This is a genomic window from Streptomyces canus, from assembly GCF_001514145.1.
GTDB lineage: Bacteria > Actinomycetota > Actinomycetes > Streptomycetales > Streptomycetaceae > Streptomyces > Streptomyces canus.
The window spans coordinates 1-23,721 of sequence record NZ_KQ948656.1; the positions used below are offsets into that span (position 1 = coordinate 1).

Here is a 23,721-nt window from a genome sequence, read left to right on the forward strand (position 1 = left end):
TGAGTCGTGATGTCGTTTGTCGTTGAGCGCGGATGGCGCCGGGTGGACTCCCTTGCACTTCGCCGCTCAGGCCCAGGAACCGGTGATCGTGGAGGAGCTGCTGGCGGCGGGCGTGTCCGTGGATGTCCCGGATGGCCAGGGCAACACCGCCTTATGGCGGGCGGTCTTCAGCTATCGGGGTGATCCGGCGGTCCTGCGTCTCCTCCTGGCGGCGGGCCGCCGCCTCACCAGAGCCACCCTCGCTTCCTGGAGGACCGCATGAGCGAGAACCCACAGGTCAAAGCCATCCTGGAACACATCGAAACCCGCGAGCGCGAACTGGCCGACCAAGCCGGGCAGTTCCGGGTCCGCATCGAAGGCCCCAGCCGGCAGCTCGGCGAACTCGACGCGGAGAGCGAGAACCTGCGCATCACCCGCAAGACCCTCCTCGCCCTCCCGCTGCCCTCACCCGCCACCGGACCGGACCGCCCCGACGTCCCGGACCACCCCGCCTACCAGCAGATCCTCACCGCCCTGACCGACGCGGGCCGACCGATGCGCGCCCGCGACCTCTGCCAGCCCCTCGACCTGTCGATCCTTCCGAAGAACACCGAAGGCATCCGCTCCAAACTGAAACGCCTGGTCAGCCGGGACATCCTCATCGAACCCGAACCCGGCCTGTTCGCCCGCCCCGAAGCCTGACGGCCATCCCCCACCCGCGACCAGCGGGCCTTCCCCAACCTCAACCACGAAACGGACAAGAGCCCACGTTCCGCACTCTGAGGTGCGGGTGCGGCCTTGGGGTCGTTCAGACGCGGCGCGCCCTGCGACAGGTAGCCAGGGCGGGGAGGCGGCAGCACGGCCGGGAGTCGCCGGACTGTCCAACCGCAAACCAACCACGAACAGCCAGGCCGCGCGGACATCGGGGCGCACCGAACGGCTCTCCGTCGCTCGGACTTGCGCGCGAAAACCGATCGGTTTACGATGAGGGAGACCGATCGGTTTCTCGCCGCGGAGGCGGGTGAGTCTCGAACCCCATCTATTCGACAGGTTTCTCGGCGGATCGTCTTCGACAGTGGCTGGGGCGGGCTGTTGCCTGGTGGTGTCTGCGCCAGTTTGCCGAGCGCAGCAGTCTGGCCTCGGTGTGGCGTTGGTCGACGAGGCTGGGCGCCGCGCGGGGCCAAAAAGGTGTACCCAACGGCACCGGAGGTGTACTCAGATTCCCGCGACCTCATTCTTCACCCGAGCGCTGGAAGTGCGTTCTTCAAAGTCGGTCTCCGAGATGGCGCAAGTCGCGACCGACGTCAACATCATCATCAATGCATGCGTCCTGCTGTCGGTGCCCCGCGCCCGCCTAGAGCAGCGAACGCCAGTTTCCTGATACCGGAGAGGGTATTTGTAATGAGTGCGAACTCGCAGAAGAAGTTCTACGCCCTGAATATGTTTGACGTGTCCGACTTGGAGAAGTACCTCGCGTACTTCCGCCGTTTGCCTGAAGTAGCTCCGCAATATGGTGGCCGAATGGTAGCGTTTGGTCGTTTCCGAGACAACGTAGCCGGTGACCTCGCGCCACGGCAGGTCCTGTTTGTCGTCGAATGGGAGTCCGAAGAGGCGTTCAACAGGTTCCGGGACGCTCCGGACTTGGCCGACTTCCATCCGCTGCGGGAGAACGGGACGGCGTCCTATGCCTGGCAGACGTTTGATGGTCTCGATATGAGTGACCCCGCCAACGTTTCGGTCGACGATGTACTGGCGGTGCTCAAGCCTTAAAACCCGCATTGCTACGGAGAGCGTTTCGCTTTCTGGCCTGGCCGAGAGGCATTGCCCGGAGTGTAGTTGGCTGATGGCGTGTCAGGGACGGTCTTGGCGGACCGCCCCTCCAAGGAGTCGATACCAGAACTGGCCGCGGTGCGATCCGGGCAGTCTCCAACGTGATCGACGACCTTGCGGACACGACCTGGGACCGTGAACTCGAAGACCTCTTCCTCCGCATCGGCCACGGCTTCGGCCGCGCGGACCTGCGAAGCCGTATGCGGGACTACGTCCGTGCCCTGCTCGGCCCGGTCGGCCGCAAGAACGGCTGACAACTGGCCGAATACGCTGGCCACCGCCCCCTCGATGGCCTGCAGCGGCTGCTCAACGGAGCCACCTGGAGTGCCGACGACATCCGCGACGACCCGCAGACACACATCGCCGAGAAGCTCGGCGACGACGGGGTACTTATACCTTGACGACATCGGCTGGGCCCGGCCCGGTGCCTGTTGCGGTAGTTTCCCCGGACACCCGCGGCCCGCTCACCGGGCTCGTGCCCCAGATGATCAGCAAGCTCGCCCTCCAGCGCAGATTCCAGCACCCGCTTGGTCAGCTGTTGCAGGAGGCCGCCCTCCCCGGTGAGCTTCACGCCACCGGCCTGAGCCCGCGCAACCAACTCGGCGACCAACCGTCATCCACGGCGCTCGCCCCCCTCACAGCAGCCTTCCCGGGCCCCTCGGTGTCACTCGTCACGTCAGTCATCAACTGCCGCTTCCAGCTCAAGAGTTACACCGCTGTGCAGACCCCTCTGACGGAGGGCCGGAGGGCGTCACGCAAGACTTTCTCGACGGGCGCTCGGCCATCGCTCACACCTCCAGCACCAACCGCTCTCCTTCCGGTGCACGTGAGACACATGGCAGCATGGCGCCGGCCGCTCGTTCGGTGGCGGTGAGCCGGCGGTCACGGTGATCGACGTGGCCCTGGGCCACCCGTACCCGGCAGGTGCCGCAGAACCCCTGGCGGCAGGAGAACGGCAGGTCCGGCAGGGCTTCGTGGAGAACATCCAGGGCGGAGCGGTCGTACGGCACCGGCAGAACCCGTCCGGTGTCGCCCAGTTGGAGTTCGAAGGGACGGCCGTCCGTGATCGGGGGCGGGGCGAAGCGCTCGAAGTGCAGGGCTGACGCGCGACTGTCACCGAACGCGCGCCGAACGCCGTCGATCATGGGAGCGGGCCCGCAGCAGTACACCGCACCCGCCGCCGGGATCAGGCTCAGCAGATCGGCTGCTTCGGGCACGCCGGACTCGTCGTCAGGATGGATGGAGACCCGGTCAGGGCAGGCGGCTGCGAGTTCGGCCAGTTCTGCCGCGAAGGGCATCGAGCCGCGGCTGCGGCCAGTGTGCACGAGCCTCCAGTCCAGGCCGCGTCGGGCGGCTTCCCGCGCCATCGGCAGGATCGGGGTGATTCCGATGCCGCCCGCGACGAGCAGGACAGATGCTTCGGCGGCGAAGGGGAAGGCGTTCCGGGGCCGCCCGGTGACGGCGACCCGCATACCGACTCCGAGGGCATCGTGCACCTCGGCCGAACCGCCTTTGCCGTCGGCGATGCGGCGCACCGCGACGCGGTACCGGTACCGGTCGGCGGGGTCGCCGCACAGGGAGTACTGCCGCTTGCGGCCGGAGGGCAGGTGCAGTTCGATGTGGGCGCCGGGCTGCCAGGGCGGGAGTTTTGCCCCGTCGGGTGCTGCCAGCCGCAGGGAGACGACGTCCTCGGCCTCTTGGTGCTTGGTGGCGACCACCAGTTCCCGGATCACGGGCATCTCGGTGGCCGGCGGACGTCGGGGAGGAGCGCTGCGCCGCGCGAGGCGCGTGACCGCGTGGTCGCTGAAAGCCGCCAGCTTCTGCATGAAGGAGTCGCTGCGCGGCCTGCCGTACAGGTCCGGTGGCCGGGTGACGGGTGTGATGGTGTTCATGGGATGCCTTGCTGGTTGCCGGGTCACTGGGCAGCCGCTCGGGCAGCGGGGGACGTTGCCAGGTAGGCGACCGCCAGCTGGGTCGAGCCCTCTTGCGTCGGGTGGTAGCCGGGGCGGAAGTAGCGCAGGACCGAGCGGGCGAACGAGCCCGGCGGGGGCAACAGGTCCTTGTGGGCCGCGGTCAGGTAGTCGCGGAAGCGGACCTTGACCCGATCGTCGAGTTCGGGGTCGGCGCTCATCAGGAAGCGGACTCCGCGGATCCACAGGCGGGTCAGCACCGGAGCGGTGACGAGCATGCCGACCACTCGGCGCCGGTAGCGGGGATCGAGGTGCACCAGCAGGTCGAACGCGACCGAGCGGTGTTCGACCTCTTCCGCGCCGTGCCAGCGGAACAGATCGAGCATCGCGGGGTCCGCGCCGGCCTGGTCCAGGTGCCCGTTGCTGAGAATCCAGTGACCCATGTACGCGGTGAAGTGCTCGAAGGCCGCTATGAGGGCGAGTCGTTGGAGGAGGTGCGCGTGGGTGGCGGCTGGTGTCAGCTCCGGGCGGTCTCCGAGCACCCTTCGGAAGATCCACTCGGACTGCAGGGTGTACGGAGCCGGGTCCAGCCCCTTGGCGAGCAGGTGCTCCAGCACCTCCTGGTGCGCCTCGGCGTGCATCGCCTCCTGGCCGATGAAACCGCGTACGTCCTCGCGCAGCCGGTCATCGGTGATCAATGGCAGTGCCTGCTCGAAGGTGCGCACGAACCAGCGTTCGAGTTCAGGGAGCATCAGGTGGAGCACATCGAAGGTGTGGGTCGCGAAGGGCTCACCCGGTAGCCAGTGCAGCGGGGTGGTGCCCCAGTCGAAGGTGACGTCCCGGGGTTGCAGCACCAGATCGTGGTGGTCGATGGGCTCGGACGGACGCTCCGGGTGGGCATGTGCGGCTCGGAACATGACAGGTTCCTCCGTCAGCGGTCGGTGTGTGCGAAGGGGCGGTCAGGCAGACGTCCAGTACTGGTGGTCTGTTGGGCTGTCAGATCGGGTACGCGGTGTGGTCCGGAGTGTGAGTGCGGCGGGGGCCGTCCTCGATGCGGTTGGCGAATTCCGCGATCCGTGACGCGATCTCCTCGGGGTGGCTGAGCTGTACCCAGTGCCCGGCGTCGATCGGGCGCCGCTGTATCTGGCGCGTCCAGTGCTCCACTCCGTACGACAGCACCGGGGTGACGCAGAAGTCGCGGGTGGGGATGATGAGTTGAACCGGGACGGTGGTTCGCCGGTTCCGGGGACGTAGCAGGCGGGGCAGCATGTTGGCGCGGTACAGCGCGGTGCCGGATACAGCGTCGCGGGCCAGCGTCGGCGCGGGGTAGGCGGTGTGGCCGGGCATGCCTTGGGAGCCGGTGAGGAAGGCGCGCCAGCGGTGTCCCAGTGCTCTCCAGGTCAGGGCGGGCAGGAGCGGAAGATGGAAGTAGGCGATGTACCAGGACCGTGCGGCCTGCCGCAGCATCTTCGGCAGGTCCGGATGCCGCGGTCGAAGGCGGGCACGGATCAGGTGGCCGACGTGGTCCATGCAGGGTCCGGAGATGGAGGTGAACGAGGCGATCCGCCCGGCCAGGCGGGTGCCGGTGACCGACTCCCAGGAGTGGATCGATCCCCAGTCGTGTCCGACCAGGTGCACCGGGCGGTCGGGGCTCACCGCGTCGAGAACCGCCTCCAGGTCGGCTTCCAGGCGGGACATCCGGTAGGCGCGCAGACCCCTGGGCCGGTCGGAGGCACCGGCTCCCCGCACGTCGAAGGCGGTGACGTGGAAGCGGTCGGCCAGGCGCTCGGCGACGGGGTGCCACACGGCGCTGGTGTCCGGATAGCCGTGGACCAGCACCACCGCAGGAGCCGTGGACGCTCCCCATTGGTAGGCGGCCAACTCCACGCCGTCCGCGGCGATCCGGCGGGCGGTCGGGCCGGTCATCGGCCACCACCGGCAGGGGTCAGTTCGCCGTAGTTCAGACCGCCGTGGAAGAAGCTGGGCTGCACCGGCCAGTGCCGCTTGAAGGGGGCCAGTTCCGATGAGGGCAGGATCTGCAGCCAGCGTGGATCGCGCCGGCTGGGGTCGGCGAGGGTCTTCTCCTTGACCATGGAGTCGTACTGGTCGAGGGAGTCCTCCAGGGTGTTGGCGTTAGGGACCACCTCATGGCCGTAGAACGCGGCGTGGCGGCGCACGCCGGGGATGCGGGAGAGGTCGGGCTGCCAGTTGTCGGCCGAGATGCCGTTCTCGGAGGAGACCCACACCCCGTCGGGGGTGTTCAGCACCAGGGAGTGGTTGCCGTCCGTATGGCCGGGGGTCCACAACAGGCTGACGCCGACACCGAGTTCGACATCGCCGTCGAAAGCGGTGACGCGCTCGTCCGGTACCCCGTCCATGCCTCCGTCGACGTACCAGGCCCACTGCATCGGATGCACCGATTCGAAGGTGCCCAGCTCCCTGCGGTGCACCAGCAGCCTGGCGCGCGGGAACAGCGCATCGCGGGGCGCCCGTTCGCCCGGAATCGTCCTGGTACTTCCCATGATCATGCGCACGTCCTGGACGTGCAGGTGGTCGAAGCTGACGAAGTCCACGTCCTCGGGTCGCAGACCGCAGGAGGGCAGGACGGTGTTCGGGTCCTGGTAGAAGCGGGCGAAAACGTGCTCGGTGAGAAAGTCCCCCGCCAGCCGCTTGAGCTGGGCGTAGAACGGCGCTTGAGCCGTTCCGGCGGCGACGGTCGGCTCCCACACGAGTGTTTTCGGCTGACCGTCGAAGCCGTCGAACTGCACGACGAGCATCCGGTTGATGATGCTCACGAACGGGTTGACGGCGAGCGCGGCGCCGTGGAAGCCGAACCGGGTCGGGTACGGGGCGGCGGCGATGTCGAAACTGCGGACGGCGTGGATGCGGCCCTGCTGGATGAACCGCTCACGGTAGGTGGCAGCGGCGCTGCGCACGGCGCGCAGCCGGTCACCGCGGGGCCATACGTTGTGGACGCCTTCGAATTCGGGGATGGGACGCGGAGCGGCGGCGTCCGGGGCCTTGTCCTGCGCCTTCTTTGCGCTGGGCGCCGGCGTGGGCGTGGTGGTCACGGGCTCATCCTTCGGGCAGGCGGGCGGTCCGGGTGCGCTGCTCGTAGGCCGCGCGGACCGACCGGTCGGACAGGGCGGCGAGCTGGTCGGGGACAAGGAGGTGATGCAGGGCGTCGCGGGCACGGCCCGGCAGCAGCGCGGCCAGCCGGGTCAGGGCCGCTATCTGGCGTGGAACGAAGACCTCGAACCGCGGGCGCAGCACGACATCGAGCACGGCGTCGGCCACCTGATCTGTCGTCAGGCGTGGGGTGCGGCCAGCCGCGGTGCCCACGGCCAGCTCGGTGTCCACGACGCCGGGCATCACCAGGGACACGTGCACTCCGGTGCCGCGCAGTTCGGCGCGGACGGCTGTGCTGTAGCCGTGGAGGGCGTGCTTCGTCGCCGCGTAGGTCGCCTCGCCTGCCGGGGCGACCTTGCTGGCGGCGGAGGCGATGTTCACCACGTGGCCGCGCCCGCGTTTCCGCATCCCCGGGGTCACGAGTTTCATCCCACGGAGTACGCCGTGGACGTTGACGTCGAACTGGCGCAGGGCGGCTTCCTCCGGTTCCTCCTCGAAGGGGCCCACCCACATGATTCCGGCGTTGTTGATCAGTACGTCGATCGGCCCCAGCTCGGTCTCGACAGTGCGCAGGAAGTCATCGAAGGAAGGTGTGTCGGTGACGTCGAGAGACAGCCCGAGCAGTCGGCCACCGGGACGCGCGCCGATGGCGCCGGCCGTCTCCCTGGCAAGCTCCGCGTCGAGATCGCCGATCGCCACGGCGGCTCCGGCCGCAGCGAGCCGGGCTGCGACGGCACGCCCGATCCCGCGGCCCGCCCCGGTGACCGCGATCACTCGGCCGGTCAGCGGTTGTGTGCGGGAGAGCCCCTGGCGGTCTCTTCGGCTGAACACGTACGGGTGTTTGGGCGGTGCTGCCACGGTCGAGCCCCTTCCTTGCCCTGAGCACGAGCGGACCGCTGAGCGGCAAGCGGCCCCCACACGCTTCTGACACGTTGACGTGTCAGATGAACTGACAAGCTAGAGTGTCAGTTCGGAGCACACCGGTGTCAACACCTCTGCGAAGGGGAGAAATGACCGGCACACACACCGCCGGGCGCCGCTACGGCGGACGTGAAGCGGCGCAACGACAGCAGGAGCGCCGCACCCGACTCATCCAGGCGGGCCTCGACCTGTTCGGCACGGCCGGATACGCGTCGGTCTCCGTCAAGCAGGTGTGCTCGCATGCCGGACTGACCGAGCGCTACTTCTACGAGTCGTTCCGCGACCGCGAAGACCTTCTCGCCGGGGTCTACAACGAGCTGGTCGCTACGATCAGCGCCGAAACCGCGCAGGCCGCAGCCGCTGCGGCCCCCGATGTCGACGCCCAGTTGCGCGCCGGCCTCGAGGTGTTCATCCGCGCACTGGCCGGCGACGCCCGCACGGCCCGCCTGGTGCTCATCGAGGTCGTCGGCGCCAGCCCTCGCCTCGAAGTGCGTCGCCGTGAGGTCCTGCACGAATTCGCCGCCATGGTCGCCGCCGTCGTCGGACCGCTCACCGGCCTGGAAGCCTCCTCCAGCCGGCTCACCATGACCGCGATGAGTCTGGTCGGCGGAGTCAACGAACTCCTCGTGGACTGGACGCTCGGTCACCAGAACGCCACCGTCGAAGAACTGATCGACCTGTGCCACACCCTGTACACAGCGGCCTACCGAGCCGTCAGCGATCAGCCCTGATCACGCAGGCCCGGATTCCTTCAGGAGCTTTCCGCACCGGACGGCAGCCCACGCCCCCGTTCACCCCGCAAGCGGATCCTGCACATATTCGAGCCCGTGGAACTGCAGGCGTGTGCGCCCGAATTCCGCGACTGCCGGTACCTGGCTGTGCAGATCTAGCTGAAGGATCAGAGTCACCCTACGAGCCAGGTGGCATACAGGATCAAGGGAGGGCTGACGGCCTTTCCGTGCCGAGGCCGAACGGGGCGGGGTGAGTGATCCCGAGCTGCTGGCCCGACTGCTGATCCTGGTCTTGATGGCGCCAGTGCCCGCGCGGGGATCGGCGCCGACTGCACCTGACCGGGCTCATCGCGCCCACTGTGGCCGCCCTGCTAGATGGGGCAGGCATGCGCTGACGCATCGCCTTTCCGGGCAGGTTCGGTGACTGATGTGTTCTCCGAGCTGATGCCCGTCTCAGGTAACCGGCACGGCCCGAGCCGCTTGATGCCCTGGCTCCCCGGTACTCGGGGCAAAGCCCGATGATCGTAAGGGAATTGATGAGCAGCCGGGCGCGGGGGAGGCTGTGGTCTTGTCGGCATTGGTGCCCAGCGGCAGGGCTTGGTCATGGTGCCCGGGAACCTCATCCGGCTGGCCCGGACGCTCGCCGATCTGGTCATTGCCCCGTGCGTTGGCGGCTGTCACGACGGCGTACCCCTGCATCTGCATATGGAGCGCTTCGGGGTGTGCCGAGATCGGCCGCGTAACCGATCGCCATTGGGCTGCCCGTGGCGCGGGAGGCCCGCTCGTGCCCCTCATCCTTGCCTTTTGCCCACGCTCTCGAACGCTGAGCAGGCGTCTTCCGTGCTCCGCGTCAAGGCGGCGGCGACGATCGCCTTCTCGCCCGGGAGGAGTCGGAAGAGGTACGGCTGCGTGACACCGACCCGCTTGGCAATCGCCTCGGCAGAGGTGCCGTAGCGGCCCTTGAGCGCGAACTCGCGATCGCAGCGCGATGGCGCTCCCACATCTCTCATGCCTGCTCATCCGGTGCGTGCCGCCATGCCGGCGGGCGCCGGTCAGCTCCACCTGAAGCCGGCCGGCGGCGCGGCCCGGGATCAGTTCCGTGCTTGAGCTTGCGCAATGTAAACCGATCACTTTACAGTGAGGGCCAAGGGGAAACCGGCCGGTTTCCCAGATGGCTTCGGGAGTGCATGATGACGACAAATCGGCCGGTTGCCCTGGTGACGGGCGCCTCCTCCGGCATCGGGAAGGAAACCGCGCTCGCGCTGGTCGCGGCGGGTTTCGAGGTGGCCGGCACGGGCCGTGACACCTCGCGGGTCGCCCCGCTGGGCGGGGTGACGCTCTTCGACCTCGACGTGGTCAGTGACAAGTCGGTCACCGCGGTGGTCCAGCAGGTGATCGACCGGTTCGGGCGGATCGACGTCCTGGTCAACAACGCCGGCATCGGCTCGATCGGCGCGGCCGAGGAGACCTCCCTCGCGCAGGCCCAGGGCGTCTTCGACATCAACGTCTTCGGGGTCATGCGCATGGTGAAGGAGGTCCTTCCGCACATGCGCGCCCGGGGGCGCGGACGCATCATCAACCTCTCGTCCGTGCAGGGCTTCATCCCCGCTCCCTACATGGCGGTCTACGGCGCGTCCAAGCACGCCATCGAGGGCTACTCCCAGTCCCTGGACCACGAGGTCCGGCAGTACGGCGTCCGCTCGCTCCTGGTCGAACCCGCCTACACCAACACCGGGTTCGAGGCCAACAGCGCCAAGCCCGACACCCCCCTGCAGACCTACGCCGACCAGCGGCACATCTTCGACCGCCTGATGGCGGAGGCGATCAAGAGCGGTGACGACCCCGCCGTGGTCGCCAAGGCGATCGTCACGGCCGCCACCGGCAAGAAGCCGAAACTGCGCTACGCCGCCGGCCCCACGGCCGGACGCGCACGCCTACTCCGCTTCGTTCCCGCCTGGGTCCTGGACAAGCAGATCCGCACGATGAACAAGCTGGCCGGCTGACACCCCACCACCCGCGCATCCCGCCACCCACAAACCCGTTCGTGCCGTTGATACCGGGAGAGACCCATGTCCGAGACGCTGCACTCCGCCGCCGCCACCGTGGCGAGCTGGCGCTCCGCCGAGGAACACGGTGACGTCGACGCCGCGGTCGCGTGTCTGAGCCCGGACGTCGTGCTCAGCTCGCCGCTCACCGACCAGTTCCGCTTCGAGGGATCTGACCAGCTGCGTGACTTCCTGACCGTGGCGTTCGCGGTGGTCAAGGACGTCCGCTACCACACCCAGACCGGCGAGGGCGACGCGTACGCCCTGGTCTACCGGGCGCGGGTGGGGTCCCAGTCGTTCGAGGAGGTGCAGATGCTGCGGCTCGACGACCAAGCACGCATCACGGAGATCACGCTCTTCGGGCGTCCGATGCCGGCCCTCACCGCCCTGATGCACCTCATGGGGCCGGAGCTCGCCCGCCAACAGGGCCGCCGGGGCCTTGCGACGCTCATGAGCGTCAGCACCATACCGATACACGCGATGGTCTCCTCGGGGGACCGCAGCATGGTCGCGAAGACCCGCCCGACAGCCCGGTAGACCTGAGAGCACCAGGTCCACCGGCCGTTTGGCCCCGTTCCCCTTCCAGGAGTTGGCGGCAGCCGCAGGCGATGTCCCCGGCAGACAGCTTCAGGTCGCAGGAACGCACGAGGTATCTGCCGTCCAGGTGGGCTCCGGCGCGCCCTGACCCCACCGGCGAAGCCGACTCCCGAGAGCGGCTGCTGGAGGCACCGTCCCTCACCGGCCACGGGAACGTCCGGCCAATCCCCCCCCCGCACCGAAGTGATGCGGCAACTCGCCGCGCCTTCCAGCAACTTGACCCAGTAGGAGACGCTCCCATGAAGCGACGTACGTTCCTTACGGCGACCACCGCGTCGCTGGCCGCCACCCAACTCGCCGGACCCGCCTACGCCTCCGCCTCCCCCTCCGGTTCAACAGCCGGTCGCTACGAGGTAGTTGCCCGCTTCTGGGGTGCGATGCCGACGGGTGTCACCGTCTCGCGCCGAGGCCGCATCTTCGTCAACTTCCCCCGCTGGGGCGACGACGTCCCCTTCACCGTCGCCGAACTGCGCGGCGGGAAACCGGTGGCCTACCCCGACGCCGAGGTGAACCGCCAGGACGCCTCCGACCTGGCCGGGCACCTCCAGTCGGTGCAGAGCGTCGTCGTCGACGGGGCCGACCGGCTGTGGATTCTCGACACCGGAAGCCCGCTGTTCGCCGGATCCTCCTACGGCGGTCCCAAGCTCGTGGCGGTCGACCTGCGCACCGACCGCATCGTACAGAAGATCCTCCTCCCGCCCGAGGTGGCGCCGTCGAACAGCTACCCCAACGACGCGCGCTTCGACCTGCGGCGCGGCGCCGAGGGCATGGCCTTCATCACCGACTCGGGCGGCTCGAACGGCATCATCGTGGTCGACCTCGCCACGGGCCGCTCCTGGCGGCGACTGACCGGGCACCCCTCGGCACTCCCGGACCCGGACTTCGTTCCGGTCATCGATGGCCAGCCCTTCATGGTCCGCCCCGCAGGCGGCGAGCCCACCTCTTACGAGACCGGCTCCGACGGCATCGCTCTCAGCGCCGACGGCACGCGCCTCTACTACTGCCCGCTCTCCAGCCGCCGACTGCACAGCGTCTCCACCGACGCCCTCGCCGACCCCGACGCCACGGACACCGAGGTGGCAGCGACGGTCGAGGACCACGGGTTCAAGCCGATGGCCGACGGCCTGGAGAGCGACGACAAGGGACGGCTCTACGGCGGCGACCTGGAACACAACGCCATCTGGCGCAGAAGCCCGAACGGCACCTACCGCACCCTCGCCCAGGGCACCGACCTGAACTGGATCGACACCCTGTCCATCGCCTCGGACCGGCACCTGTACGCCACCGCCAACCAGCTCGACCGGCTGGCGCCCTTCCACGAGGGCCAGGACCTGCGCCGCAAGCCCTATCTCCTGGTCCGCCTGCCGATCGACGCCGGCCCGGTCAGGCTCGTGTGACCTCGCCGGCCCGCGTCGGGCGGCCGCCTGGTCGCCGTCCCGGTGCGCACCCCAGCAGTGCAGCGGTCGACCCCGCCCCGGGCGCTGCCCCGGGCGCTGCCCCGGGCGCGGACCCAGTCGAGGCAGGGCTTGCCGGTGTAGTGCGCTGCAGGGCTTGCGCGACCTGAAGTGAGCCGCTCCCCTCACGGTTCGAAGCGACTCGATGACCAGGAGTGGCGTCGGCACGCGGCTTCGCGGCGCTGCTGGGAGACGGGCCAGCGCCTCGACTTGGAATCCGTAAACCGGTCGGTTTACTGATGGGTCTGAAACCGGCCGGTTTCATCAGCCGGAGTCCCGGCTGGGGTGCTGAATTCGCACCTCCGGTTCCGCGTCGCGGCCGTGCGTGCGTGCCGGGATCGAACGTTCCGAGGGTCGCCGGCCCGCAAAAAGCTGTCCGGCCTTCTCCGTCTATGAGTGTGTTGTCCGAGACCGGAGTAAGTCATGAGTGGGATTCACCCGTTCCGCGTCCTGCGTGCCAAACCCCTGTGGATCGCCAACGGCGTCATCACCGGCGTACTCGCGCTGCTGTTCACCGTGTTCTACGTCGGGGCCAACATCGATCCCGTCGATCACATGAAGAACTTGCCCGTCGGCCTGGTCAACGCCGACAAGGGGGCCGCCGTCGGCGGCGAGCAGGTCAACCTGGGGGCTCGGATCACCGAGTCGATCAAGAAGTCCACCGCGAGCGGGGACAAGATCGACTGGAAGGTGATGGACGAGAAGGAGATGAAGGAGGAACTCGGCAAGGGCAAGCTGTACGGCGCGCTCGTAGTCCCCGCCGACTTCACCTCCGCCACCACCGCACTCACCAGCGCCTCGACCACCGGGACCCCGACCCGTCCGACACTGACGGTGCTGACCAACCAGTCCGCCGGCAGCGTGGGCTCTAGCCTGGCCCGGACCGCGACGACGCAGGCGGCCGAAAGCGCCTCGCTGCAGGTGGGCAGGGAACTCACGGCCCAGGGCGGGACCGGGCAGGCGAAGCTGCCCGCCGCGGCACGCCTCCTGCTCGCCGACCCTGCCGCCGTCACCGTCGAGGACGGCCATCCCCTCGATGCGCACAGCGGCCTGGGCCTGACAGCGTTCTACTACGCGCTCGTCCTCGTGGTCTGCGGCATGCTCTCCGCCAACGTCATCAGCGGCCAGGTCGACCACGCCCTCGGCTACACCCACAACGACATGGGCCCGCTGCGCCTGCATCGCCCGCTGATCCGGGCGACCCGGGTGCAGACCCTCGCCATCAGCAGCACTCTCATGGCCGGTCTGTCGCTGCTGATGGGGAGCCTGGTCATGGCGGGCGCGGTCGGCCTCATGGGAATGCACGCCGCCCATCTGCCACTGCTGTGGCTGTACTCGGTGTGCGCCATCGCCGTCTCCGGGATCGGTGCGCTCACCCTGCTCGCCGTCTTCGGCACGCCCGGCATGCTGGTGGTCACGCTGGTCTTCATCGGGATGGCGGTGCCGACGGCCAACGCCACCACTCCCCTCCAGGCCCTGCCCGGCTTCTACCGCTTCCTGGCGGAGTTCGAACCGCTGCGGCAGATCACCGGCGGCATCCGCTCCATCCTTTACTACGACGCCCAGGCCGACGCCGGCCTGACCCGGGGCTGGGTCATGATGGCCGTCGGCCTCGCGGCAGCCGCCCTCTTCGGCTTCGGCGTGCTCGGGTGGTACGACCGCAAGGGGCTCCATCGCATCCCCGCCGAGACGGAGCCCGAGAAGACCGCTGCCCCGGCGTAGCGGAACGCGGCTCACCCAGGACGGGGCCATTGCGCGGAGTGGCCCCGGTGTGCGTCGCCCCCGTGGGGACGAGAGGCGCGCACCATCAGGGCTCGGCGACGGTCTCTCCCCCAAGACCGTCGCCGCCTCTCAGTGGCCTTCAGACGTCCGCCCGACGGCGGGCGCCTCCCCCGACCCCCCATGGAAACCGATCGGTCTGTTGCGTTCGATTGGAGTTAACCTCGGCATGACTACCAAAGTGAAGCAAAGCCCCCGGGAGCGGCTGCTGGAGGCGGCGGCCACGCTCACCTACCGCAACGGCGTCGGCATCGGCATCGGCATCGGCGTCGAGGCGCTGTGCAAGGCGGCGGGAGTGTCGAAGCGCTCCATGTACCAGCTGTTCGAGAGCAAGGACGAACTGCTGGCGGCAAGCCTGAAAGAACGTGCCGCTGCCTTCGTGGCAAAGGCCCTGCCCCCGGCGGACGATGGCCGCTCCCCCCGCGAGCGGATCCTGTACGTCTTCGAGCGGGTGGAGTCGCTGGCAGGTGCGCCCCACTTCCGGGGCTGCCGGTACCTGGCTGTGCAGATCGAGCTCAAGGACCAGAGTCACCCCGCGAGCCGGACGGCCCACCAGATCAAAGCGAACCTGACGGCCTTTTTCCACGCCGAGGCCGAACGGGGCGGGGCGAGCGACCCCGACCTGCTGGCCCGGCAGCTCATCCTGGTCTTCGACGGCGCCAGCGCCAGCGCGGGGATCGGCGCCGACAACCTGACCGGGCTCATCGCACCCACGGTGACCACCCTGCTCGATGCGGCAGACATGCACTGATCCGCCCCGTCGTCGCGCCGGATCGGCGACCGAAACACTCTTTCGGATTGATGCCCGACTCCGGCGGCCGGAGCAGCGCCCACGGCCCCGCTTCCCCGCTTTCCCGCAATCGGCGGGAAGCCCGATGGCCATAAGAGTGCTGCCGATCATGCCGCGAGCAAAGAAGCCCTGTGGTCGCATGGACATCGGCACCCAGCGACAGGTGCACGGTTTCCCACGGTCTCATCCAGCCGGACGGACGAGCTCGCCCGTCCGGTCATCGCCCTCTGCCTCAGCGGCCGCGACGACGGCGTATCCCTGCATCTGCACCAGGAGCGTTTCGGGGCGCGCCGAGATCAGCCGCGCGTACGCGCCCGCCATGACGCCCAGGGCCTGCTCGCTGCCCTTCACCGTCGACCGCGTGATGGCGGAGGCGATCAGAGACGGTGACGCCCCCGCCCCCGCCACCGTCGCCAAGACGATCGTCGCGGCGGCCACCGACGCCAAACCGAAGCCGCGCTACACCGCCAGCCCCACGGCCGGACGCGCGCGCATACTGCGCCGCGTCGCCCCCGCCCAGGTTTTCGACAAGCAGATCCGCAAGATGAACTCGAAGGGGCGCGATCAGTTTTCGTCGCAGAGGCGGGCAAGTCCCGAACCCCCCATCACTACTAGGAGTACGGGGGCTTTCCCGCGCGACACAGAAGGGCAGCACACGCGGATTCCCGCGACCTCAGTCTTCACCCGAGCGCCGGAAGTGCGTTCTTCACAGTCAGTTGAGGGGCGCGACTGGCAGCCCAAAAACAACGCTAACCGCTGCGGCCATTGGTCCCGGTTCGCGTCGAAGATGCGGGGGGGGGTGATCTTCAGCTGGGGGTCAGTTCGGGGCCGGCGGGATGGCCTGGTCGATCAGCATTTCCGCGACTTCGTGGGCGTCGCGGAAGGGCTGGGTGTCATTGAGTGAGGTGGACAGCGCGCGGGCTCCGTCGAACAGCAGCGCCAGGCGGCGGGCGAGGGTTTCCGGGTCGGGGGCGCCTGCTTCGGCGGCAAGCCCAGCCAGGCGGTGGGTGAATGCTTGTTTGTGCTGTTGGACCAGTTCCGCCACCTCGGGCATGGTGCCTGCACCCTCGACGACGGCGTTGTGGAACACGCATCCGCGATATACCGCGTCCGGGCTGGTCGGGGGTTCGCGGAACAAGGCGAGCAGGCGTTGCCGCGGATCGACGTCGTCGCGGGTCAGTTGCGCCACGGCGGGCACCGGCGGCTCGGCCCTGAAGCGTCCCAGATAGGCGGCGACGATGGCCTCCTTGCTGGGGAAGTGCTGGTACAGGGTGCGGCTGGACACGTGGGCCACCTCAGCGAGCCGGGCGACGCCGGTGGCGTGAATGCCGTCTCGGGAGAACAGTTCCGCCGCGGCGCGCAGGATGCGCTCCCGTGCGCCACGTCCACCCCGGTGGATCGTCTCGGTGCTGGTCACCACTCAAGTATAGCGGCCGCTTTACTTCGGGTCGGTCGTCGGCTACGGTCAAGTACCGTGATCGCTTTACTTTGGAGGCGGCGTCATGCGGTACCTGACCTTCGGCCGCGGCAACGGCCTGCGCGTCTCGGAATACGCTCTGGGAACCGCAACCTTCGATACCCAGTGGTGCGCCGGCAGCAAGCGGAGCGAGACGGCTCGGATGCTGGACCGGTTCGCTGACGCGGGCGGTACCTTTCTCGACACCGCCGAGAGCTATCAGGCCGGCGAGTCCGAAGAGATCCTCGGGGAGTTGCTGACCACCCGGCGCGACCAGTTCACCGTGGCCACGAAGTTCGCCGTCGGCATCAACCCCACCTCGGGCGTGCAAGGCACCGGCGACTCCCGTCGGAACATGATCCGGGCGGTCGAGGGCAGCCCGGCCCGGCTCCGCACCGACCGCAGCGACCTGCTGTGGGTCCATTTCCCGGACCCGGTCACCCCGACGACGGAGATCGTGCGTGCACTGGACGATCTGGTGCGCTCCGGGAAGATCCTCTACGCCGGGCTGTCGAACTTCCGGCCTGGCGCACCGCGCGGGCCGTCACCCTCGCCGAGGTGCGCGGCTGGGCCCCGATCGTGGGCGTGCAGGTCGAGTACAGCCTCGTCGAACGCTCCGCCGACCGGGAAATCCTGCCGACGACCGAAGCGCTCGGCTTGGGCGCGACGTTCTGGTCACCGCTGGGCGGCGGGCTGCTGACCGGCAAGTATCGCCACCGGTCGGAGGGACGACTCACCACGCTGGGTCGCCTGATCCACACCGAAGACACCGAACAGAAAAGCACCGTGCTCAACACCGTCCTGCGCATCGCCGACGAACTCGGCACCACCGCGGCGCAGGTCGCGATCGCGTGGCTACGGCACCGCGCGACAATCGCCACCACCGGACTCGTCCCGGTGATCGGCCCACGCACCGTGTCCCAATTGGACACCTACCTCGCCGCCCTCGACGTCGAACTCAGCCACGAGCAATACAAGCAACTGGACGAAGTCAGCCGGATCCCGCTCGGCCAACCCCACGAATCCGTAGCCGCCCGCACCCCGACCCTGCTCGGCGGCTCCGCCATCGACTTCCGGCAACCGACCGTCCCCGTCGCCTGAAAGAAGAGCTCGGATGAAAACGACCTACGTTCCGCGCAGCGGCGACCGCATCGATGGCCGCCACCCAACGCGCTCGACCCGCCTGTGCCGCCAGTTCAACTGCCGGGCACGAGAGCCTGGCTGGTGGCGGCGATCAAGGACGGCGACGGGTGATCGTCGGGGCAGCGACCGACTTGAAGCCGAAGCTGCGCTACACCGCCGGCACCCTGGCCGGACGCGCCAGCATACTGCGCCGCCTCGTTCCTGCCTGGGCCTTCGACAAGCAGATCCGCAGGCTCAACCAGCTCGACGGCTGACACCCGCCACCTGCAAACCCGATCGCGCCGTTCATACCGGGGAGAGACCCATGTCCGACACCCCGCACTCCGCCGCCACTACCGTCGCGCGCTGGCGATCCGCCCTGGAACGCGGTGACGTCGACGCCGCGGCCGCGTGCTTGAGCGCGGACGTCGTGCTCGTCCCGCCGCTCACCGAACAGTTCCACTTCGAGGGACCCGGCCTGCTGCGAGATTTCCTGGCCTCCGCGTTCACAGCGGTCGAGGACATCCGCCTCCACACCCAGACCGGCGAGGACAACGCGTACGCGGTGCTCCACAACGCGCGGGTAGGACCCAGCCGTTCGAGGAGGCGCAGCTGCTGCGACTCGACCACGAGGCACACATCAAGGAGATCACGCTCTTCGGGCGTCCGATGCCGGCCCTCACCGCGATGATGATCACCCTGGGGCCGGACCTCACTCTCCGGCAGGGCCGCCGTGGCCTCGCTGCGCGCCAGCGCCGCGCCGGCGCACGCGCTGGTCACCTTCGGGGACCGCAGCATGGTCCCGCCGCCCCGGCCGGGAGCCCGGCGGACCTGACAAGGCCAGGTGCGAGCACGGCCTCCAGCAATTCGATCTCGATGATCCAGCGGCGGATCTCTGACTCGCCGGGGCGATGACTCTGGCTCCGGAATCCTTCCCTTGAGTATGCAACCAGGAAAGTAGGAGAAAGATGTCGACACGCTCGCGCGCAAATCACGGGAAGAAAGGTCTCATACGGCACAGGACTGGCCGTGTGGCCATCGCTGTCACCGCTCTAGCAATGTGCGCGTTGCTTCAAGGTTGTGCTGGCCCCGCACGGTCAGCCACCGAGCTCCGGGCTGCTGCAGGCACGGCGGCAAGTGGGGCACCGTCGCCCCAGTCCGGTGTGACGACTCCCCGCGAAGGGGACGCCACTGTCGCTAACTACAAGTTCCGGGACGGCGAAACAATCGATCAGCTGAAACTCCATTACACCCTACTCGGCGAACCACATAAAAATCAGAAGGGCGTGGTCGATAACGCTATCTTGCTCCTTCACTGGACGGGCGCGAGCAGCAAGGCCCTGTTGACACCGGAGTTTCAACAGTCACTTTTCGCGCCAGGGGCGCCATTTGATGTGACACGTTATCTGGTTATCATTCCCGACGCGATCGGGCACGGTCAGTCGAGCAAGCCGAGCGACGGACTCAGGAGCAGATTCCCACACTATGGGTACGGCGACATGGTCGATCTCCAACACAAGCTCGTCACGGAGACACTCGGCATTTCGCATCTGCGCGCAGTCGTGGGGATGTCCATGGGCTGCATGAACGCCTGGCAGTGGGCAGAAGCTTACCCATCCGCGATGGACGGGATCATGCCAGTGGCGTGCTTCCCAGCGCCGATCAGCGGACGGAACCTGCTGTGGCGAAAAATCATCGTCGACCAAATAAAATCCGACCCAACCTGGAACGGCGGAAACTACCGACAACAGCCACCTGCGGCGGCGGCTGCTGCCAGCATTGCGCGCATGATGATCGACGGTGTCTCGCACCTGCAAGAAGAAGTCACCACACCCGGGCAGGCTGACCAGTTTATCCAGGCCGTCAAAGCGCAATCCTCCGGCGGTGACGCCAATGACCTCATCTACTCGTTGGAGGCGTCCCAAGATTTCAACGGCGAGCCTCACCTAGGGAATATAACGGCCAAGGTGTATGCAGTGAACTTCGCCGACGACGAATTCTACCGCGACAGCCTAGGCATCCTGCAGCGAGACATGACCAAGGTGCAGCACGGAAGATACGTCGTACGCCCGACCACAGACGATTCAACGGGACACTTGTCGATGACACATCCAGCCCTGTGGAAAGACAAGGCGCAAACCTTCACGAAATGGCTCAACGCCAACTGAGCCATGCTCCAAAACGGGCCAGCACCATCTCGATCAGCACAGCGAACGCACCGGCCGCCTCCAATGCCTTCGCCGCGGACACCAGCCCCTGCGCGTCCTCACCGTGCCTCTGCACCCGGTAGCCCAAGGCTGTGTTCGGACTCGACCGCCGCGGAACCCCGCTTGCCGTCACGCTCACCGGCGGCAACCGGCACGACATCACCCAGTTCCTGCCGCTTCTGGACGCCGTCCCGCCGATTCGGGGACGGCGGGGCCGCACCCGCCGCAGGCCCCGGCGCCTGTATGCCGACCGGGGCTACGACTTCGACAGATACCGCCGCCTGCTGTGGAGGCGTGGCATCAAGCCGTTGACCGCACGACGCGGCGTCGCCCACGGTTCCGGACTGGGCAAGGTGCGCTGGGTGGTCGAGCGTGCCTTCGCCTGGCTGCACCAGTTCAAACGGCTCCGCACCCGATACGAACGACGCGCCGATCTCCACCAGGGCCTGCTCGAACTGGCTGTCCGTGCTGATTCCGGCGGCACCGGAACTCACGAATGTTTCACGTACGGCGGGCATGGAGAACGGCCAGCGCGGCTGCGGCGCAGATGGCCATGGTGGTGCCCATGGCGACTGCGGTGACCTGGCCGGGCAGGCTCATGGCGGAGGCGGCGAGGCCGCCGACGAGGAATTGCAGTAGTCCTTGCAGGGAGGAGGCGGCTCCGGCGGCGGAGCCGTGGCCGCCCAGTGCCAGGGATGTGGCGTTGGCCAGCACGATGCCGAGCATGGACACCACCAGGAAAAGGCAGGTCAGCAGCAGCGGTAGCGGTAGGCCTAGCACGGCGCAGGTCAGGACGCCGGCGGAGCCGAGGGTTGCCACGGTCAGACTGACGCGCAGCAGGGTGTGCTCGTCGGCGGCGCGGCCGACGAGCCAGCCGCTGACCTGCCCGAGCAGCACGATGCCCAGACCGTTGAGGCCGAAGACGAGGCTGAACTGCTGGGCCGTGAGCCCGTAGGCGTCTTGCAGGACGAACGACGATCCGGAGATGTAAGCGAACACGGCGGCGAACATCAGTGCCGCGGCGAGCACGTACCGCAGGTAATGGAGGTCGGTGACCAGCGTCCGGAAGGTCCGCAGCGTCGCGCGCAGGTGGGCCGGCGCCCGCTTGGCGTCCGGCAGCGACTCGGGGAGCGCGAAGACGACCGCAAGCAGCAGGACGGCGCCTACGGCGGCGAGCACCAGGAACACCGCGCGCCAGGTGGTGAGCGCCAGCAGTTGGCCGCCGATGACGGGCGCCACGACCGGGGCGACGCCGTTGACGACCATGAGGGTGGAGAAGAACCGGGTCATGGCGGTGCCGGAGAACAGGTCCCGCACGATGGCCCGCGCCAGGACCGTGCCCGCGGCCGCACCCAGCGACTGCAGTATCCGACCGGCGATCAGGTAGCCGACGGTGGGCGCCAGCGCGCACCACAGAGACCCCGCCAGGTACAGCGCCATACCGGCAAGCAGCGGGCGGCGCCGGCCCCATGCGTCCGACAGTGGACCGACGATTACTTGGAAGAGGGCCAGGCCGACGACGAACGCCGTGAGGGTCATCTGAACCAGCGGCGCGCTGGTGTGAAGCTGGTGGGCCATGCTCGGCATGGCGGGTAGGTACATGTCGATCGTGAGCGCACCGAAGGCGCTCAGCGAGCCGAGCAGCAGGGCCAGCCGCGCCCGGCGCCCCAGGTTCACCGGCTTCGGGACGTCGGTGCTCTCCGCCGTGGCGACCCTCTGCCGATCTTGCGCATCGCCATGAGTTATGGACATATAATTATGGTGGCATAACTCAGTAGAGTGGTGCCATGCCCCGCGACACAAAAGACGCCGTCGGCACGGACGCCGGTGACCCGCTCGCCGACCTCGCCGACCTCGCCGACCTGATCCTCAACGTCGGCCGGCTGGTGCGTGCCCGGACTCCGGAAGGCCCGCAGGTGGTGACGCTGACCGAAACCGAGCGGCAGGTGATGCGGGTCGTCGACCTGTACCCCGGGGCCGCGCCGAGCGAGATCGCCCGCCGCACCCGGCTGCAGCGCACCAACGTCAGCACGGCGCTGCGCAGCCTCGAGGGCAAGGGGATGGTTTCCCGCGCCGCCACCAACGGCCGCGGCATCGCCGTGCGCCCGACCGTGCGCGCGGCGGCCAACCTCCGGGTGCTGCGCACCGCCTGGGCACAGGAGCTCGCCGATATCCTGGGCGACGACCTCGACACGGTCCGGAAATGCACCCACCTGCTCAGCCACCTGGAACAGCGGCTCACCGCCGACGACCAAGGCGGTCCATGACCACACGAGACCCACTGGGTCGTCGAGCGGGCCCGGCCTGGCTCCACCAGTTCAGACGACTGTGGCTCGTTCTGAAACCATCAGTAAGTCGCTCACCCGTTGGCTGTGGCCGTGCCGCGGTCATTGTCCCCAGCCGTTCGGGGGACACGCGGGCGGCATCCGGCGCGTTTACCGACCCGCCGGGGCATCCCTTGGTGGAACGAAAGGGAGATGTGATGCCGCTCTATCTATCGAGGTTCAGCTACACACCGGAGACTTGGGCGAGGCTGATCGTCCACCCCGAGGACCGCGCAAAGGCCGCTCAGGCGTACATCGAGTCCGTCGGTGGGAAGCTCCACGGCTTCTGGTACGCCTTCGGCACGCACGACGGCTACAACCTGTGGGAGGCCCCCGACAACGTGTCCATGGCCGCGGTTGCGCTGGCGATTAGTGGAGGCGGCGCGCTTAGCTCGTTCGAGACGACAGTTCTCCTGACCGTCGATGAAACCATGGATGCCCTGCGCAAAGCCGAAGGAATCCAGTACCGGCCGCCGGGCGGGTAGCTGTACAGGCCGATGCGTTCTAGGGGTGACGAGATGAGTGTTGCGCTCAGGTGTGGTTCGCGGGTGATTCGCCAGACTGGAAACGACGAACGCGACTCCTGATGATCAAGGTTGTCGAAGCCAAAGATCACGAACGGGGCCGCGTTCGAATGTCATCCGCGCTACTGACTTCCTCGGGTTGTTGTCGGCTGCTGGGTGAGGGACAGTCTGGTGCCGGCCAGGCAGCCGTCGATGACGGTCGGGCTGGAGCTGGGTGAAGGCAGTGTTGGCCAGCGGCCCGCGCCGTAAGAGCGACCAGACGCCCTCGACTGGATTCAAGTCCGGTGCGTAGGAGGGCAGTTGGATGATGGTGAGCCAGTCGTGTGCGGCCGCGTCCCCACGCATCCCGGCTGCCCGGTGGGTGTTGAGACAGTCCCAGATCAGCACGATAGGCGCCTGGAGTTGGATGTGAGCACGGACAACGAGGTCGCGGTAGTCGCTCCAGGCGAAGGTGTCGCGTCCCCTGCCCTTGTGCTTGCGGTGGCGGCGCAGCCGGTAGATCAGCCGGAAGCTCTCGCCCGGCTTGTAACAGCACATCGCGGCGATCGACCAGCGGCGCCAGGAGCGGCCCCCCACTCGCACCACCAGCGTGTGTCCACGCCGGCCCCAGGTGCGAGCGCGCCGCGGCGTCATCGAGAACCCGGCCTCGTCCTCGAAGACGATGTACGCGCCCAGCGCCGTCGCAGTCATTCCGCCTGCGGCCACACATCCTTGTTTCACAGGCCCACCGCCTGCTCGTCACGCTCACGTGCCCGACGGGCCGGCGACTGCCAGGACCAGCCGTGCCGGTGCAGCAGCCGCCATACCCCGCCGACGAGCAATCCAGCGAGAACTTCCAGGCGACCAACGTGGCGAGATACCGATTCAGGACCGCACGAGAGACACCGGCCACAGCGCCGCGAGATCCGCCGCCTGAAGGTCTG

General features: G+C 68.1%; 23 protein-coding genes and 7 pseudogenes. 19 read left to right on the plus strand and 11 right to left on the minus strand.

Annotated features, from left to right (window positions below; translation table 11 throughout):
• Nucleotides 1-22 precede the first annotated feature (22 nt).
• From AQJ46_RS00005 to AQJ46_RS59405, 4 genes and pseudogenes are all read left to right on the plus strand, one after another.
• Nucleotides 23-262: an ankyrin repeat domain-containing protein gene (locus AQJ46_RS00005; protein ID WP_225887185.1), complete on the plus strand. Its 240-nt coding sequence runs from the start codon at nt 23-25 to the stop codon at nt 260-262.
• A complete protein-coding gene (locus AQJ46_RS00010; protein ID WP_059203575.1) occupies nt 259-681 on the plus strand; it encodes a hypothetical protein in 423 nt (140 codons plus the stop codon). The genes AQJ46_RS00005 and AQJ46_RS00010 overlap by 4 nt, the downstream gene beginning before the upstream one ends.
• A gap of 699 nt (nt 682-1,380) precedes the next feature.
• The gene (locus AQJ46_RS00015) at nt 1,381-1,749 is read left to right on the plus strand and encodes a DUF1330 domain-containing protein (RefSeq protein ID WP_059203576.1); all 369 of its coding nucleotides are present in this window, start codon (nt 1,381-1,383) and stop codon (nt 1,747-1,749) included.
• A gap of 164 nt (nt 1,750-1,913) precedes the next feature.
• Nucleotides 1,914-2,235: pseudogene (locus AQJ46_RS59405) on the plus strand (transposase); the annotation flags it as partial.
• Here the strand turns inward: AQJ46_RS59405 and AQJ46_RS59410 are convergent.
• The 6 genes and pseudogenes from AQJ46_RS59410 to AQJ46_RS00040 form a co-directional block, all read right to left on the minus strand.
• Nucleotides 2,228-2,419: pseudogene (locus AQJ46_RS59410) on the minus strand (IS256 family transposase); the annotation flags it as partial. The pseudogenes AQJ46_RS59405 and AQJ46_RS59410 overlap by 8 nt on opposite strands.
• 178 nt (nt 2,420-2,597) lie before the next feature.
• Nucleotides 2,598-3,701, minus strand: a complete 1,104-nt coding sequence (locus AQJ46_RS00020; RefSeq protein WP_059203577.1) for a PDR/VanB family oxidoreductase — start codon at nt 3,699-3,701, stop codon at nt 2,598-2,600.
• Nucleotides 3,702-3,724: 23 nt separating this feature from the next.
• A complete protein-coding gene (locus AQJ46_RS00025) occupies nt 3,725-4,636 on the minus strand; it encodes a metal-dependent hydrolase (protein WP_059203578.1) in 912 nt (303 codons plus the stop codon).
• A 79-nt stretch (nt 4,637-4,715) separates the two neighbouring features.
• A complete protein-coding gene (locus AQJ46_RS00030; protein WP_059203579.1) occupies nt 4,716-5,645 on the minus strand; it encodes an alpha/beta fold hydrolase in 930 nt (309 codons plus the stop codon).
• Entirely contained in the window at nt 5,642-6,790 is a 1,149-nt protein-coding gene (locus AQJ46_RS00035; protein ID WP_059203580.1) for an MBL fold metallo-hydrolase, read from the minus strand. Before AQJ46_RS00035 ends, AQJ46_RS00030 begins: the two co-directional genes overlap by 4 nt.
• A gap of 4 nt (nt 6,791-6,794) precedes the next feature.
• Nucleotides 6,795-7,706 (minus strand): SDR family oxidoreductase, encoded by a 912-nt coding sequence (locus AQJ46_RS00040; protein ID WP_208616845.1) that lies wholly within the window; start codon nt 7,704-7,706, stop codon nt 6,795-6,797.
• A gap of 152 nt (nt 7,707-7,858) precedes the next feature.
• Here AQJ46_RS00040 and AQJ46_RS00045 point away from each other — a divergent pair, with 152 nt between their 5' ends.
• Together AQJ46_RS00045 and AQJ46_RS56860 are read left to right on the plus strand one after the other, a co-directional pair.
• Entirely contained in the window at nt 7,859-8,500 is a 642-nt protein-coding gene (locus tag AQJ46_RS00045; protein WP_059203581.1) for a TetR/AcrR family transcriptional regulator, read from the plus strand.
• A gap of 57 nt (nt 8,501-8,557) precedes the next feature.
• Nucleotides 8,558-8,895, plus strand: a pseudogene (locus AQJ46_RS56860) (TetR/AcrR family transcriptional regulator); the annotation flags it as partial.
• 396 nt (nt 8,896-9,291) lie between these two features.
• On the opposite strand, the gene AQJ46_RS53910 reads toward AQJ46_RS56860, so the two are convergent.
• Nucleotides 9,292-9,510, minus strand: coding sequence for a TetR family transcriptional regulator (locus AQJ46_RS53910; protein ID WP_059203582.1), 219 nt, complete (start codon nt 9,508-9,510; stop codon nt 9,292-9,294).
• Nucleotides 9,511-9,690: 180 nt separating this feature from the next.
• Between AQJ46_RS53910 and AQJ46_RS00055 the strand changes: the two genes are divergently transcribed.
• The 5 genes from AQJ46_RS00055 to AQJ46_RS00075 all read left to right on the plus strand — a co-directional run bounded on the left by AQJ46_RS00055 (nt 9,691) and on the right by AQJ46_RS00075 (nt 15,126).
• Complete coding sequence (locus AQJ46_RS00055; RefSeq protein WP_107117168.1) at nt 9,691-10,503, plus strand: oxidoreductase; 813 nt, start codon at nt 9,691-9,693, stop codon at nt 10,501-10,503.
• 66 nt (nt 10,504-10,569) lie between these two features.
• Nucleotides 10,570-11,082 carry a nuclear transport factor 2 family protein gene (locus tag AQJ46_RS00060; protein ID WP_059203584.1) on the plus strand — a complete coding sequence of 171 codons (513 nt, stop codon included), beginning with the start codon at nt 10,570-10,572 and terminating at the stop codon, nt 11,080-11,082.
• A gap of 299 nt (nt 11,083-11,381) precedes the next feature.
• Nucleotides 11,382-12,539 (plus strand): L-dopachrome tautomerase-related protein, encoded by a 1,158-nt coding sequence (locus AQJ46_RS00065; protein ID WP_059203585.1) that lies wholly within the window; start codon nt 11,382-11,384, stop codon nt 12,537-12,539.
• Between the two features lie 480 nt (nt 12,540-13,019).
• Complete coding sequence (locus AQJ46_RS00070; RefSeq protein WP_059203586.1) at nt 13,020-14,318, plus strand: DUF3533 domain-containing protein; 1,299 nt, start codon at nt 13,020-13,022, stop codon at nt 14,316-14,318.
• A 226-nt stretch (nt 14,319-14,544) separates the two neighbouring features.
• A complete protein-coding gene (locus AQJ46_RS00075; RefSeq protein ID WP_059203587.1) occupies nt 14,545-15,126 on the plus strand; it encodes a TetR/AcrR family transcriptional regulator in 582 nt (193 codons plus the stop codon).
• A 222-nt stretch (nt 15,127-15,348) separates the two neighbouring features.
• Here AQJ46_RS00075 and AQJ46_RS55235 read toward each other — a convergent pair whose 3' ends face one another.
• On the minus strand, nt 15,349-15,603 hold the full coding sequence (locus tag AQJ46_RS55235) for a hypothetical protein (RefSeq protein WP_059203588.1): 255 nt from the start codon (nt 15,601-15,603) through the stop codon (nt 15,349-15,351).
• Nucleotides 15,604-15,982: 379 nt separating this feature from the next.
• Nucleotides 15,983-16,582, minus strand: coding sequence for a TetR/AcrR family transcriptional regulator (locus AQJ46_RS00085; protein WP_059203589.1), 600 nt, complete (start codon nt 16,580-16,582; stop codon nt 15,983-15,985).
• A gap of 85 nt (nt 16,583-16,667) precedes the next feature.
• On the opposite strand from AQJ46_RS00085, the pseudogene AQJ46_RS58350 reads away from it, so the two are divergent.
• From AQJ46_RS58350 to AQJ46_RS00105, 6 genes and pseudogenes are all read left to right on the plus strand, one after another.
• Nucleotides 16,668-17,084: pseudogene (locus AQJ46_RS58350) on the plus strand (aldo/keto reductase); the annotation flags it as partial.
• A 95-nt stretch (nt 17,085-17,179) separates the two neighbouring features.
• Entirely contained in the window at nt 17,180-17,722 is a 543-nt protein-coding gene (locus tag AQJ46_RS58355) for an aldo/keto reductase (RefSeq protein ID WP_263972830.1), read from the plus strand.
• Nucleotides 17,723-17,868: 146 nt separating this feature from the next.
• A pseudogene (locus AQJ46_RS53920) lies at nt 17,869-18,018 on the plus strand (short-chain dehydrogenase/reductase); the annotation flags it as partial.
• Nucleotides 18,019-18,068: 50 nt separating this feature from the next.
• The gene (locus AQJ46_RS51445) at nt 18,069-18,434 is read left to right on the plus strand and encodes a nuclear transport factor 2 family protein (protein WP_079072035.1); all 366 of its coding nucleotides are present in this window, start codon (nt 18,069-18,071) and stop codon (nt 18,432-18,434) included.
• Between the two features lie 340 nt (nt 18,435-18,774).
• A complete protein-coding gene (locus AQJ46_RS51280) occupies nt 18,775-19,911 on the plus strand; it encodes an alpha/beta fold hydrolase (protein WP_159063963.1) in 1,137 nt (378 codons plus the stop codon).
• 143 nt (nt 19,912-20,054) lie between these two features.
• A pseudogene (locus AQJ46_RS00105) lies at nt 20,055-20,411 on the plus strand (IS5 family transposase); the annotation flags it as partial.
• Between the two features lie 40 nt (nt 20,412-20,451).
• Here AQJ46_RS00105 and AQJ46_RS00110 read toward each other — a convergent pair.
• Nucleotides 20,452-21,702 carry a multidrug effflux MFS transporter gene (locus AQJ46_RS00110; protein WP_079072037.1) on the minus strand — a complete coding sequence of 417 codons (1,251 nt, stop codon included), beginning with the start codon at nt 21,700-21,702 and terminating at the stop codon, nt 20,452-20,454.
• Nucleotides 21,703-21,737: 35 nt separating this feature from the next.
• Here AQJ46_RS00110 and AQJ46_RS00115 point away from each other — a divergent pair, with 35 nt between their 5' ends.
• Both AQJ46_RS00115 and AQJ46_RS00120 read left to right on the plus strand, forming a co-directional pair.
• Nucleotides 21,738-22,217, plus strand: a complete 480-nt coding sequence (locus AQJ46_RS00115) for a MarR family winged helix-turn-helix transcriptional regulator (protein ID WP_059203593.1) — start codon at nt 21,738-21,740, stop codon at nt 22,215-22,217.
• A gap of 215 nt (nt 22,218-22,432) precedes the next feature.
• Nucleotides 22,433-22,759, plus strand: a complete 327-nt coding sequence (locus AQJ46_RS00120) for a GYD domain-containing protein (RefSeq protein ID WP_059203594.1) — start codon at nt 22,433-22,435, stop codon at nt 22,757-22,759.
• A 161-nt stretch (nt 22,760-22,920) separates the two neighbouring features.
• Here the strand turns inward: AQJ46_RS00120 and AQJ46_RS00125 are convergent.
• Nucleotides 22,921-23,654 (minus strand): annotated as a pseudogene (locus AQJ46_RS00125) (IS630 family transposase); the annotation flags it as partial.
• Nucleotides 23,655-23,721: the final 67 nt, after the last annotated feature.

What these genes read in the sequence shown, in the direction of transcription:
- AQJ46_RS00055 (WP_107117168.1), top strand. Translation starts at nt 9,691, where the DNA reads ATGACGACAAATCGGCCGGTTGCCCTGGTGACGGGCGCCTCCTCCGGC.
- AQJ46_RS00025 (WP_059203578.1), bottom strand. Translation starts at nt 4,636, where the DNA reads ATGTTCCGAGCCGCACATGCCCACCCGGAGCGTCCGTCCGAGCCCATC.
- AQJ46_RS00030 (WP_059203579.1), bottom strand. Translation starts at nt 5,645, where the DNA reads ATGACCGGCCCGACCGCCCGCCGGATCGCCGCGGACGGCGTGGAGTTG.
- AQJ46_RS00045 (WP_059203581.1), top strand. Translation starts at nt 7,859, where the DNA reads ATGACCGGCACACACACCGCCGGGCGCCGCTACGGCGGACGTGAAGCG.
- AQJ46_RS00110 (WP_079072037.1), bottom strand. Translation starts at nt 21,702, where the DNA reads ATGTCCATAACTCATGGCGATGCGCAAGATCGGCAGAGGGTCGCCACG.
- AQJ46_RS00060 (WP_059203584.1), top strand. Translation starts at nt 10,570, where the DNA reads ATGTCCGAGACGCTGCACTCCGCCGCCGCCACCGTGGCGAGCTGGCGC.
- AQJ46_RS00120 (WP_059203594.1), top strand. Translation starts at nt 22,433, where the DNA reads ATGCCGCTCTATCTATCGAGGTTCAGCTACACACCGGAGACTTGGGCG.
- AQJ46_RS00115 (WP_059203593.1), top strand. Translation starts at nt 21,738, where the DNA reads ATGCCCCGCGACACAAAAGACGCCGTCGGCACGGACGCCGGTGACCCG.
- AQJ46_RS00015 (WP_059203576.1), top strand. Translation starts at nt 1,381, where the DNA reads ATGAGTGCGAACTCGCAGAAGAAGTTCTACGCCCTGAATATGTTTGAC.
- AQJ46_RS00075 (WP_059203587.1), top strand. Translation starts at nt 14,545, where the DNA reads ATGACTACCAAAGTGAAGCAAAGCCCCCGGGAGCGGCTGCTGGAGGCG.
- AQJ46_RS00065 (WP_059203585.1), top strand. Translation starts at nt 11,382, where the DNA reads ATGAAGCGACGTACGTTCCTTACGGCGACCACCGCGTCGCTGGCCGCC.
- AQJ46_RS53910 (WP_059203582.1), bottom strand. Translation starts at nt 9,510, where the DNA reads ATGAGAGATGTGGGAGCGCCATCGCGCTGCGATCGCGAGTTCGCGCTC.
- AQJ46_RS00010 (WP_059203575.1), top strand. Translation starts at nt 259, where the DNA reads ATGAGCGAGAACCCACAGGTCAAAGCCATCCTGGAACACATCGAAACC.
- AQJ46_RS51445 (WP_079072035.1), top strand. Translation starts at nt 18,069, where the DNA reads ATGTCCGACACCCCGCACTCCGCCGCCACTACCGTCGCGCGCTGGCGA.
- AQJ46_RS00020 (WP_059203577.1), bottom strand. Translation starts at nt 3,701, where the DNA reads ATGAACACCATCACACCCGTCACCCGGCCACCGGACCTGTACGGCAGG.
- AQJ46_RS00070 (WP_059203586.1), top strand. Translation starts at nt 13,020, where the DNA reads ATGAGTGGGATTCACCCGTTCCGCGTCCTGCGTGCCAAACCCCTGTGG.